This window comes from Collimonas sp. (assembly GCF_044339385.1).
GTDB lineage: Bacteria > Pseudomonadota > Gammaproteobacteria > Burkholderiales > Burkholderiaceae_D > Collimonas.
Genome location: NZ_JBIIVN010000082.1, coordinates 1 through 11046, shown reverse-complemented (window position 1 = coordinate 11046; position 11046 = coordinate 1). Strand labels below are relative to the sequence as shown.

General features: G+C 54.0%; 13 protein-coding genes, 1 tRNA gene and 1 riboswitch. Of the genes, 5 read left to right on the top strand and 9 right to left on the bottom strand.

Features of this window, described 5'->3' with window-relative positions:
• A partial coding sequence (locus ACIQ0R_RS07640; RefSeq protein WP_395825767.1) for a hypothetical protein occupies positions 1–289 on the top strand: 289 nt, incomplete at its 5' end.
• A 308-nt stretch (positions 290–597) separates the two neighbouring features.
• On the opposite strand, the gene ACIQ0R_RS07635 is transcribed toward ACIQ0R_RS07640, so the two are convergent.
• From ACIQ0R_RS07635 to ACIQ0R_RS07595, 9 genes are all read right to left on the bottom strand, one after another.
• Positions 598–673, bottom strand: a tRNA-Lys gene (locus tag ACIQ0R_RS07635).
• A gap of 89 nt (positions 674–762) precedes the next feature.
• Positions 763–1509, bottom strand: coding sequence for a tol-pal system protein YbgF (ybgF, locus tag ACIQ0R_RS07630; protein ID WP_395825774.1), 747 nt, complete (start codon positions 1507–1509; stop codon positions 763–765).
• 5 nt (positions 1510–1514) lie between these two features.
• Positions 1515–2036, bottom strand: a complete 522-nt coding sequence (gene pal, locus ACIQ0R_RS07625) for a peptidoglycan-associated lipoprotein Pal (RefSeq protein ID WP_395825764.1) — start codon at positions 2034–2036, stop codon at positions 1515–1517.
• Between the two features lie 51 nt (positions 2037–2087).
• A complete protein-coding gene (tolB, locus tag ACIQ0R_RS07620) occupies positions 2088–3371 on the bottom strand; it encodes a Tol-Pal system beta propeller repeat protein TolB (protein ID WP_395825761.1) in 1284 nt (427 codons plus the stop codon).
• Positions 3372–3374: 3 nt separating this feature from the next.
• Complete coding sequence (gene tolA, locus ACIQ0R_RS07615; protein WP_395825758.1) at positions 3375–4313, bottom strand: cell envelope integrity protein TolA; 939 nt, start codon at positions 4311–4313, stop codon at positions 3375–3377.
• Between the two features lie 10 nt (positions 4314–4323).
• Positions 4324–4755, bottom strand: coding sequence for an ExbD/TolR family protein (locus ACIQ0R_RS07610; protein WP_395825755.1), 432 nt, complete (start codon positions 4753–4755; stop codon positions 4324–4326).
• Positions 4755–5453: a protein TolQ gene (gene tolQ / locus ACIQ0R_RS07605; protein ID WP_395825752.1), complete on the bottom strand. Its 699-nt coding sequence runs from the start codon at positions 5451–5453 to the stop codon at positions 4755–4757. Before tolQ ends, ACIQ0R_RS07610 begins: the two co-directional genes overlap by 1 nt.
• A 294-nt stretch (positions 5454–5747) precedes the next feature.
• Complete coding sequence (gene ybgC, locus ACIQ0R_RS07600; RefSeq protein WP_395825749.1) at positions 5748–6215, bottom strand: tol-pal system-associated acyl-CoA thioesterase; 468 nt, start codon at positions 6213–6215, stop codon at positions 5748–5750.
• A gap of 126 nt (positions 6216–6341) precedes the next feature.
• Positions 6342–7088 (bottom strand): SDR family NAD(P)-dependent oxidoreductase, encoded by a 747-nt coding sequence (locus ACIQ0R_RS07595; RefSeq protein ID WP_395825771.1) that lies wholly within the window; start codon positions 7086–7088, stop codon positions 6342–6344.
• A gap of 203 nt (positions 7089–7291) precedes the next feature.
• Positions 7292–7421: riboswitch (ZMP/ZTP riboswitch) on the top strand.
• 88 nt (positions 7422–7509) lie between these two features.
• On the opposite strand from ACIQ0R_RS07595, the gene glyA reads away from it, so the two are divergent.
• The 4 genes from glyA to ACIQ0R_RS07575 all read left to right on the top strand — a co-directional run bounded on the left by glyA (position 7510) and on the right by ACIQ0R_RS07575 (position 10824).
• Entirely contained in the window at positions 7510–8757 is a 1248-nt protein-coding gene (gene glyA, locus ACIQ0R_RS07590) for a serine hydroxymethyltransferase (RefSeq protein ID WP_395825746.1), read from the top strand.
• A 213-nt stretch (positions 8758–8970) separates the two neighbouring features.
• Entirely contained in the window at positions 8971–9438 is a 468-nt protein-coding gene (nrdR, locus tag ACIQ0R_RS07585) for a transcriptional regulator NrdR (protein ID WP_395825743.1), read from the top strand.
• 115 nt (positions 9439–9553) lie between these two features.
• The gene (locus ACIQ0R_RS07580) at positions 9554–10108 is read left to right on the top strand and encodes a GspH/FimT family pseudopilin (protein WP_395825739.1); all 555 of its coding nucleotides are present in this window, start codon (positions 9554–9556) and stop codon (positions 10106–10108) included.
• Between the two features lie 74 nt (positions 10109–10182).
• Positions 10183–10824, top strand: a complete 642-nt coding sequence (locus tag ACIQ0R_RS07575) for a PilW family protein (protein WP_395825736.1) — start codon at positions 10183–10185, stop codon at positions 10822–10824.
• The last annotated feature ends 222 nt before the right edge of the window (positions 10825–11046 follow it).

The following is an 11046-nucleotide window of genomic DNA, read 5'->3' as shown; positions in this document are numbered from 1 at the left end:
CAACACCAACTGTTTGATAGACTTATCCACAGCTGCTAACTCAAAACGCAGCGACCAGCCCTGGGTCACATTTCGATCAGCAGGCTGGGTCAAGATTCAATTAGCGCCAACACGCTGGCACTCTTTCTTTGTGCCGCTGATTCACTTACACCATGATTCGAGTTCGCGCGCTAGCTTGGCTGAGGAATTCAACGCTACCGAAAAAGGCCAGGCAGTGCGTGATATTGCGATAATGCCACAGGAAGAAGTCGAGGCTCTGGCAAGTGAATTAGGGGCCTTTTTCGAGTGAGTTCCGATGCGGGTTTTGTCTGTCTCAGACGCACTAAAATAACGTTGCATTGGTAACACTATGAATGAAAAAATACCAAAACGAACATGCACAACCCGCTTCAAGTAACTCAACTCGGTTGTAAAGTCGGGGCGACAAGCGCATATTTCCCCAGTTATTTATCCGGGATTATCGGGGCGCTAAATCAAGGTCTAAAATTATCGCCATTTTTGCCACTGACCGCGCTTCAATGCGCTTGAGCCGCAGTAAAAACAAAGGCCTCCTTGCGGAAGCCTTTGTTTTTACTGCGCTTTTACTGCCTATATTCGTGGTAGGCCGTGCGGGATTCGAACCTGCGACCAACGGATTAAAAGTCCGCTGCTCTACCAGCTGAGCTAACGACCCGAAAGAGAGCTATTATAGACAAAGTCTATATCAGGTGTCAAACCCATATGCGCTTTTATTTTCAAAAACAGCTAAATTTTATTTGGCAACTACTTGAGCGAGCTCAAGCGCTCCCTTGCCGTTTGTGCTGCCGGCGCGTTTGGATATTGCGCCAACAGTTGTTCCAGTGCGCGCTTGGCCTGTGGCTTATTCTTCAGCTCGGTATAGCTGCTGGAGATATTCAGAAGGGCGTCGGCTGCCTTCGGGTTGTCGGCATATTTGCTGACTACAACCTGTTGGGCGGCAATTGCATTCTTGTAGTCACGTTGTGCGTAATACGCATTGCCGAGCCAGTATTGCGCTGATGGAGCCAGGCCAGAGTCCGGACTGGCGTTTAAGAAATTAGAAAATGCCGAAGCTGCAGTTTTATAGTCGCCCGATTTGAAGGTCGCCAGTGCTGCATCATAAGCTTGCTGGTCATTGGCGCCGACACTGACTTCCCGACCGTCAACGCTGATTTTTTGCGGTTCCAGCTTGCGCAGACGGGTATCAAGATCTACGTAGAAGTCCTTTTGGCGCTGCTGCGTATTGGCCAGTTCATTGGTCAGCACTTCGATCTGTCCGCGCAGCTTGGCGATTTCCTGATTCAGACGCTCGTTTTGGTCGGCCAGGTTCAGCGAGCTGGTCTTGTCCGCCTTGGTGTCTACCCGTGCATTGACAGCATCAATCCTGTCGCGGATATCCAATATCGCACGACGTGCCTCATTATCGTCAAACAACCCGGCATGTGCCGCCGGGGCGAAGGAAACTGCGGCCAGTAAGGCCGCAGCGATTGTGGCTTTGAAGGACGTCTGCATCATTATTATTGATAAATGATATCGGAGCGGCGGTTTTCAGCGTAAGAAGCCTCGTCATTGCCGAGCGCCTTAGGCTTTTCTTTACCTAGCGAGACTGCTTCGACCTGAGCATCGGATACGCCAAGCAATACGAGTGCTTTGCGCACGGCTTCTGCCCGTTTTTGTCCGAGTGCCAGGTTGTACTCGCGGCCACCGCGATCATCGGTATTGCCTTGGATGATGATCTTGCGATTTTTGTGGCTATTCAGGTATTGGGCGTGCGCTTCAACTACGGATTTGAATTCATCCTTGACGATGTAGCTGTCGAAGTCAAAGTAGATGCTGCGTTTCGAGAGGATGCCGCCTGGCTGGTTCAGTGGATCGGCAGAGCCGGCGTCAACTGTGTTGACGGCACGTGGATCGGCTCCTGTGTTGCTGCCTCTGTCTACCACAGGTGCCGCCGTGTCATTCAACTTGACCGGGGATGAGCAGGCCGCCAGCAAAATGGCGCTGGCAAGGATAAGGGCAAAGTTTTTAATATTTAGCATTTTTTATTCTCCAAAGTGGGAAAAGAACGTCGGTTCAAAGTTACTGCGTGATTATTTCATGAAAGGACCCCAAGTAGGCTCACGTATATCGCCCGCTTGCATAGTTAAACGCTGTTTTACGCGACCGTCAACTGAGACGACTGCCAAAGAGCCACGGCGACCCGATTCGGTCGCATACATGATGTATTTACCATTTGGCGAAAAACTCGGTGATTCATCCTTGACGGTGTCAGACAGGCGCTGTTCCTGGTCGTTGGTCAGATCCAGTGCATAGAGCTGGAAGCGGCCGCCGCGCTGCGAAATATACGCCAAGGTTTTACCGTCTGGCGAAATCCGCGGGCTGATGTTGTAGCTGCCGGAAAATGTCACGCGCTGGGCGTCGCCGCCATTAGCGCTCATCTTGTAGATTTGCGGGCCGCCGCTGCGGTCGCTGGTGAAGTAGATACTCTGGCCGTCGGCCGAGAATTGCGGTTCGGTGTCGATGCCATTGGTGTTGGTCAGGCGTCGCAGGCCTCCGCCATCGGCGTTGACCACGTAGACCTGAGTGAGGCCGTCGCGTGCCAGGGCGATGGCCAGTTTGGTGCCGTCGGGCGACCACGAGGGGGCCGAGTTGCTGCCTTTGTAGTTGGCCACCGCGATGCGTTGTTTGGTGACCAGATCTTGTACATATACAACCGGTTTTTTTGCTTCAAACGATACGTAGGCGACCTTGGTGCCGTCCGGCGACCAGGCTGGCGAGATGATCGGTTCGTTGGAGCGTAATGCTACTTGCGTACCTTCGCCGTCGGAGTCGGCGACTTCCAGGCGATATTCTTTACCGGCCTTGATGATGTAGGCAATCCGGGTGGCGAAGGCGCCTCGTCCACCGACCAGTTTTTCATAGATGTCGTCGGCTATCTTGTGGGCTGTGACCCTGGTGTATTGTGGCGGTGCTGCCAGAGCCATGGCTGAAAGTTGCGCCGATTTGATGGTATCGAGCAGCCGATAGCGCACGTCGAAACGGCCATCTGCCAGACGTTGCACGCTACCTATCACCAAGGCATCGGCACCACGCGCCTTCCAGTCGGCCAGATTAACTTGGGCAGCTTCGGAGATGACATCTCCGGTGTCAACAATCTTGAACATGCCGCTGCGCGAGAGATCTGTCTTGATGATCTCGGTGATCTGCTGTGGTGCCAGGTTTTCGTTGCTGAATCCGGCAATGGCGATGGGGATCTGGTTGGCGCCAACGCCGGAAGTCTCGATCCGTAATTGCGCATTGGCTGCAGAGGATGTGACGAATGTGGTCACTGTCAGTCCAAAGACCGCGAGTAGGTGAAGCAATTTATTTTTCATGGCTTACTGATCTTTCGGTTTATGAATTCCGATGAAACTAGGCGGTACAACACCTAATTTGCTATCTTTTGGATAAGGAGCAGATTTCTCGATAGCACGCTTCACTGCTTCGTCAAAGCCCGGCACGCCGGAGGATTTTCTCAGGCGCAGACTAGCGACTGAACCATCCGGCAGCAGTTCGACATCAAATTCCACCGCTGGGTTTCCTGGCAAGCCATCGGGCACATTAAAGTTAATATTCGACTTGATCTTGGCACCCACCTTTTGACCGTAGCTAGGATCGCCGCGCGGGCCTTGCGATTGTGCGGCGGTACCGGTGCTGTTGGCCGCGCCGCTGCCGGTTGCCTGGCTTAGCATGCGTTTCAATTCGTCATTGTGGCGCTTGCTATCAGCGGCAGCATCGGCCGCAGCTTGCTTCTTCTTGGCGGGATCGGCTTCCGCTTTTTTGAGCGCTTCCTGCTTCTGTTTTTCCTGAGCCGCGGCCTCTTCCTTGGCAACTTTTTGCTCGGCTTCAGCTTTCAGCTTATCCTTTTGCTCTTGTTCTGCTTGCTGTTTTTGCAATTTCTTTTGTTTTTCCAGCTCTTCCCGGCGCGCCTGTTCCTTGCGTTCCTGCTCTTTACGCTTTTTTTCCTTTTCGAGCGCAATTTCAGGATCGGGTAAAGGTGGTGCCACTACCTTCGGCGGTGCGGCTTCCTGCACTATCGGCTCCGGTTTGGGCTCAGGCGCAGGCTGCGGCACCGGGCTCGGTTCCGGCGCCCGCGGTGCAGCTTCTTTAATGTCGGGACTCCAGACTTCAGCTTCAACCGCAACCGGCTGCTGGCTCTGCCAGTGAATGCCGAACCACAGGAATGCAAATAGAGCAGCGTGCACCGCGGCCGCCAGCATAATAGCGCGGATGCTGCCAGGTTCTTTCGGTACGGAATACGGGGAGTTGCCTGTCATAACCAGATCGTCACTTTGTCGCCAGTCCGACGCGGTTGATGCCAAGCATCTTGGCCTCCGAAATGACCTGAATCACTTCGTCGTATTTGATGTCTTTGTCGGCCGAAATCATCACCGGCGTGTCGGGCTTTTCGTCGTGCAGGGCTTGTAACTTGCGCTTTAGCCCGTTGCGCGGCACGGTCTCTGCCACGCTGGCGCCGCTCTGTTGACCGTTGATGCGCACGCTGGTCTGCTGATCCGGCTTCAACGTGATCTCGATATATTCGGTCGGTGGGGTTGCCGCTTTTGCCGCATTCGGTAAATTAATGACGCTTGGATTGGTCAGCGGCGCCGACACCATGAATATCACCAACAGCACCATCATCACGTCAATGTACGGCACGACATTGATTTCCGCCTTAAATTTGCGGGGACGGCCACCGCGCATGGAAGAGCCGGACATTAGCGCGCCTGACGTTGCAAGATGTTGGAGAATTCTTCGATGAAGCTTTCGAAGCGGATGGCGAGGCGATCGACATCATGAGAAAAGCGGTTGTAGGCAACCACCGCTGGAATCGCCGCAAACAGGCCGATCGCCGTGGCGATCAGGGCCTCGGCGATGCCCGGCGCCACAGCCGCCAGCGTCGCTTGCTGCACATTGGCCAGGCCGCGGAACGCGTTCATGATGCCCCATACCGTACCGAACAGGCCGACGTAAGGAGAGACTGAGCCAACCGAGGCGAGGAACGCCAGGTGCGATTCGAGGCGGTCCATTTCGCGCTGGTAGGCAGCACGCATCGCGCGCCGTGCGCCGTCCAGCAGTGCGGCCGAATCGTTGTTGGCCTTGTTGCCGAGCGATGCTTTGACCTTGTTGAACTCATCCATGCCGGCTTCGAAGATACGCTCCAGCGCACCGGTGTGGCCCGCCTTGCGGCGATTCGAGGTGGCATCCTGATATAAGGCGCTCAGATTGCCGCCGGACCAGAATGCGCGCTCGAATTCTTCGGTCTGGAGACGGGCGCTGCGAATCGCGAACATCTTGCGGAAGATGTAAGTCCAGCTCATCACGGAGACTGCCAGCAGCAGCGCCATGACCAACTGTACTAAGACGGAGGCATTGGTAATAAGTGTGACAAACGAAAGATCTTGGGTGACTGTCATGGATGCGGTCTTGAGGAATGATGGTCTGAGGTCTAATTAAGTTGGTGAACCTGGAGCTTGGGCCTGGCAACTTAAGTAAAGCGCGTTAACAGGTAATTAAAGCGAATTACGGCGAATTGTAATATAAAGTTAAAACTGCAAATTTTGCGCGTACTCTGGCAATTTCCTTAAAGCGTGGTTACTTTGTTTTAAGTCTACACAACGAAGCTTAAGACTGCCTTAAGGCTTCGAAGGTTCAGTAGCCCGACAATTGGCAATGATTACTTCACTAAAAATGTATCTTGAAAGGTTCATTTACATGGCGTTTGGCGCTTCAATTGCCGCTGTCGGTTGTATTTTTTCCAGCACCTTTGGCGGAATCGCGGTTGGCCGAAGTTTCTCGCTGTTGACGCAAACAACGGTGATTCGGCCTGTGGTCAGCAATGTCCTCTGGTTGTCGTCATCCAGGCGCCATGCCTGTTGCACAAAATCTACCGAAACCCGGCTCAGGCGTTCGACCATGACTGTAATGTCGAGCAAGTCGTCGAGCTTTGCCGGCGCATGGTAATCGACGCTGGTGCTTTTGACAATAAACACGACGCCATCGCTCTGCGCCAGTGCGCGCTGGCCGATTCCCGCATTACGCAGCCACTCAGTGCGGGTGCGTTCAAAAAATTTCAGATAGTTCGCGTAGAACACTACGCCGCCGGTGTCGGTATCTTCGTAGTACACGCGGATGCGCCAATTGAAGCCTGCTGGCGGGATGATCGGGCTCTGGGTCATTAATTCGTGGCGCTGTTGAATTTGTTGTTTTTTATAGCTAAGTGGCGGTAGTTTCTATCGAGCACATAATGCTGGCTGCTGCGCACTACCGCCGTGCAGGCGGGCAGATGTCGACGTCGGCTGTGCTTAAGTCCGTTTAATGTTCATTCCGGCAAACCCCTGGCAATTTGGCATCATTTCAATACGATTGATATTGATATGGGCCGGTAATGTGGCGATCCAATAAGCGGTATTGGCGATATCCGCTGGGGTCAGCGGCTGCGTGCCTTCATAAACCTTGGGGGCTGCTTCGTCGTTACCACGGTAACGCACGTTGGAAAACTCGGTGCCGCCGCACAGGCCGGGTGCCAGGTCAGTGGCGCGCACGCCGCTTCCAACCAGATCGGCGCGCAGGTTTAGCGTAAACTGTTTAACGAAGGCCTTAGTGGCGCCATAGACATTACCGCCCCGGTAGGGATATTCGCCCGCGATCGAGCCTAGGTTGATGATTGTGCCACGGCCGCGTTTCACCATATCAGGCAACACCAGCCGCGTCATCGTCACCAAGCCCTTGCAATTGGTTTCAATCATGGTTTCCCATTCTTCCAGAGAAGCCAGTTGCGCCGCTTCGGTGCCGAGTGCCAAGCCGGCATTGTTGATCAGCACGTCGATTTCCTGCCAGGCGGTCGGCAACGAAGCTAACGCGTTGCTGATCGAATGCTTGTCGGTAACATCCATAACGATTGGCAATACCGCTTCACCCAATTCGGCAGCCAGTTGCTCCAGCCGGTCTTTGCGGCGGCCGGTGGCGATGACCTGATGACCGTTTTTGGTGAATGTACGTGCCATTTCAGCACCGAAGCCCGCTGTTGCGCCAGTAATCAAGACAATCATGATGCTTGCTCCTTTTATTGCAAACCGGTTTGTTACGCTGCGTTTGTTGCGACGCGTCAGGGCAGAAATTGTAGCCCAATCTGAGCGATAAGCCTGCCGTAATCGAGGAATATCTGCTGTGCGGCCAGTTTGTGGCTGCCGTAGCGGCGTTTTTGCGGCATTCTTGCCCAAATTCAGGGCTTCACTTACAATACGCAGACCATTTCGTCTCACGTGGCTGGCGAAATAAACCATACCTCTGCAGGCCCAAAAGACTGAGGCAGGCTTTGGTAAAAAGGTGGGTACCCACCGGGAAGCGTGAGATTTCATCCGCCGTGCGCCTGGGCAGCCCGAATGGAAAGTACGACTGAGGCTGCCGCATTCCACCTAATTTTCTGGCCCTCATTCGATTTAGGCTCACCCTTATCGATTGGAGTATTACATGTTCGAAAAAAATCACACCATCGCCAATGTCGATCCAGAATTGTGGAGCGCCATTCAAAAAGAAAACCATCGCCAGCAAGAGCATATCGAGCTGATTGCGTCGGAAAACTACACTTCGCCAGCCGTCATGGAGGCGCAAGGCACGCAGTTGACCAACAAGTACGCAGAAGGCTATCCAGGCAAGCGTTATTACGGCGGTTGCGAATTCGTCGATATTGCCGAACAACTGGCGATTGATCGCGTCAAGCAATTGTTTGGTGCCGAAGCTGCTAACGTGCAGCCGAACTCCGGTTCGCAAGCGAATCAGGGCGTGTTCTTCGCCATGCTCAAGCCAGGCGATACCATCATGGGTATGTCGCTGGCGGAAGGTGGCCATCTGACCCACGGCATGGCATTGAACATGTCCGGCAAGTGGTTCAACGTGGTGTCCTACGGCTTGAACGAAAAAGAAGAAATCGACTACGACGCATTCGAGCGTCTGGCGCACGAAAAGAAGCCGAAGATGATCATCGCTGGCGCATCTGCTTACGCGCTGCGCATCGATTTCGAGCGCATGTCCAAGGTAGCCAAGGCGGTTGGCGCTTACTTCATGGTCGACATGGCGCACTACGCCGGTCTGATCGCTGCTGGCGAGTATCCAAATCCAGTGCCGCACGCCGATTTCGTTACCTCGACCACGCACAAATCCCTGCGCGGTCCGCGCGGTGGCATCATTCTGATGAAGGCTGAGTTCGAGAAAGCCATCAATTCGGCGATCTTCCCAGGCATCCAGGGTGGGCCGTTGATGCACGTTATCGCGGCCAAGGCAGTAGCGTTCAAGGAAGCGTTGACGCCGGAATTCAAAGCCTACCAGCAGCAAGTGGTAAAGAATGCCGATGCGTTGGCAAAGGCATTGATCGCTCGCGGTTTGCGCATCGTGTCGGGTCGTACCGAATCGCACGTGATGCTGGTCGATTTGCGTGTCAAGAAGATCACCGGCAAGGAAGCCGAAGCGATTCTTGGTTCGGCGCACATGACTTGCAACAAGAACGCCATTCCTAATGATCCGGGAAAGCCATTCGTCACTTCCGGCATTCGTGTCGGCAGCCCGGCGTTGACCACGCGCGGTTTCAAAGAGGCCGAAGCAACCAAGGTGGGTAACCTGATTGCCGACGTGCTGGACAATCCGCATGACGCCGCAACCATCGAGCGCGTCAAGGCAGAAGTCAAGCGGCTGACCGATGCGTTTCCGGTGTATGCAGCGTAATACCTTAGTCTGATGTGTGTATCGGCGGCCCGCCAAAGCGGGCCGCCGATCAGGGAAATTCTGGGCCCTTGCAGCTTGATCTCTGCACGGGCCCTAGTACCAACTAAGCCCCTGTGAAATGCCGGTTTTTAGGGACCGGCGCGTGGCCCCGACTAGGAATAATGCAGAGATGTTCGCACAGCCAGCCGCAATCAACTTCGGATTACTGCCATCATGAAATGTCCATTCTGTCAGCATGAAGAAACCCAGGTCCTCGATACGCGTGTGTCGGAAGAGGGCGATTCGATTCGTCGCAGGCGCCGCTGTATGCATTGCGATAAACGTTTTACGACTTTCGAGCGGATCGAGCTGGCGATGCCGGTGATCGTCAAGAAAAATGGTAGCCGCACCGATTTCGATCCGCTTAAGTTGCGCGCCAGCCTGATGCTGGCCCTGCGTAAACGGCCGGTTTCGGTCGAGGCGCTCGATGAAGCTTTGCAGCGTATCAAGGATAAGCTATTGTCGAGTGGCGAGCGCGAGGTGCTATCCGGCCATGTCGGTGAATTGGTGATGCGGGAATTGAAGCGGCTCGACAAGATTGCTTACATCCGATTTGCTTCGGTGTATAAAAGCTTTGAAGATGTTGCCGAGTTCCAGAATATGATTGAGGAATTTTCGGGGTCGCCTTCTCGAAAAAAATAATCTAAGTGGTAATGGCTTAAATGACTCAGCGCCGATTTGATCGGCGCTTTTTTTTTGTGAAAATGGGAATCGAAAATAGTCTTTTTTATTTGAAGAAGAAACCACGAGAAATCCCATGAATTCGGCAAGGTTTTCATTAAGCAGTTTTAAAAGCAGTGTTAAGCGATACCTTGGCGTGATGCTGGTCGAAGCGGTGGTGGTCGTGGCGATCATGGGCATTCTGCTGTCCGTCGCGTTGCCGGCCATGCGGGAATTTGTGATCCGCAATAGTTTGTCGGCAGCCACCAATCAATTCATCTCTGCCGCCAGTTTGGCGCGCAGCGAAGCGATCAAGAGCGGCCGGCCGGTTGTTATCTGCCGCAGCATTAATGCCGATGCCGATATGGCTCAGTGTAGCGGCGCCGCGACCGTTAAGCGAGACGCCCGGGATTGGGCTAGCGGATGGCTGGTTAAGGTCAGGGATGGTGACCAGGTCATATGGCGCCAAGGCCGGCTGGACGACAGTATCAACGTCACCGGGCCAAATCATTCCATTACCTACACCGCAAGCGGCTATGCCAACTTTACCTTCACCAAGCTGGTATTCAATAGTGGCAACGACCATGCGCGCACGGTATGCATCTCGGGTTCAGGGCGGATCAAGTTGCGGCTGGACAGCAACCTGTGCTGACGCGCAAATTCGATGGCCCGCCAGCGTGGCTGCCACAGCGCACCCGATCCGGCTTTTCAATCTTCGAGTTGCTAGTGTCGACAGCGATCGGTCTGGGCTTGCTGCTGCTGATATCGACGCTATACCTCGCCAGCAATGCCAGCTTTCGGCTCAATAACGAACACATGCGGCTGCAACAGGACGGCAGCTACGCAATGAATCTGATGGCGCATCATTTGCGACAGGCGGGTTTTGGCAGGCTGATCCTTGACGATCCTTATGCCGATACTGGTCAAATCACCGATTTCGTTCCCGTCGAAGGCACCTTAGCGCTCGGCTTACATGGCTGCGATAACGGCTATGTGCGACCTCTGGGTAGCAGACGAAATTTTTCTTGTAGCAGGAATCCCGGCATGGCTAGTTTTGCGGTCAGTTATCGGGTTGACGATATCCATGATGCCGCAACCGGCCTCGGTGCTGACTGCAATGGCGCACAGCCAATTGCCACCGCTGTTCCGCCTGAACATCCTGCTTACCAGTTGGCACCACAAGTGATGATTGCACGTAACCGTTTTTTTGTCGGCGCAGGGGTCGGTAACACCGTCAATTCGCTGTATTGTCATGGCAACGGCAATATCGGCGCACTGTTTCTCCGGTCCCGCAGCAATATGTCGATTGTAACGGCAATGCCATACTGGCAACGGACCGCAAGTTGCGGGCGGTGTTCACACAGGTAGTTGCGTTGCGCAATCACGCCCCGGGCAGGCTGCCAAAGCCATACAGCGAATAGGTGCAAGCGGAGAGTCGCGGCAGGATATGTGCGCCACATGATTGTTACGGCTGACCGAAAATTGACCCAGCAAAGGGCATAGTGCTGATTCAAAATTGACCCAGGTGTTCTACTTGCCCTGTCTAATTTTTAGGCAGGAGATATAAGGTGATCACCATGGAAATGTTAG

Coding starts and splice junctions, on each gene's coding strand:
- tolB (WP_395825761.1), bottom strand. CDS start 3,371: ATGAAAAATAAATTGCTTCACCTACTCGCGGTCTTTGGACTGACAGTG.
- ACIQ0R_RS07580 (WP_395825739.1), top strand. CDS start 9,554: ATGAATTCGGCAAGGTTTTCATTAAGCAGTTTTAAAAGCAGTGTTAAG.
- ybgC (WP_395825749.1), bottom strand. CDS start 6,215: ATGACCCAGAGCCCGATCATCCCGCCAGCAGGCTTCAATTGGCGCATC.
- ybgF (WP_395825774.1), bottom strand. CDS start 1,509: ATGCAGACGTCCTTCAAAGCCACAATCGCTGCGGCCTTACTGGCCGCA.
- nrdR (WP_395825743.1), top strand. CDS start 8,971: ATGAAATGTCCATTCTGTCAGCATGAAGAAACCCAGGTCCTCGATACG.
- glyA (WP_395825746.1), top strand. CDS start 7,510: ATGTTCGAAAAAAATCACACCATCGCCAATGTCGATCCAGAATTGTGG.
- pal (WP_395825764.1), bottom strand. CDS start 2,036: ATGCTAAATATTAAAAACTTTGCCCTTATCCTTGCCAGCGCCATTTTG.
- ACIQ0R_RS07610 (WP_395825755.1), bottom strand. CDS start 4,755: ATGTCCGGCTCTTCCATGCGCGGTGGCCGTCCCCGCAAATTTAAGGCG.
- ACIQ0R_RS07595 (WP_395825771.1), bottom strand. CDS start 7,088: ATGATTGTCTTGATTACTGGCGCAACAGCGGGCTTCGGTGCTGAAATG.
- tolQ (WP_395825752.1), bottom strand. CDS start 5,453: ATGACAGTCACCCAAGATCTTTCGTTTGTCACACTTATTACCAATGCC.
- tolA (WP_395825758.1), bottom strand. CDS start 4,313: ATGACAGGCAACTCCCCGTATTCCGTACCGAAAGAACCTGGCAGCATC.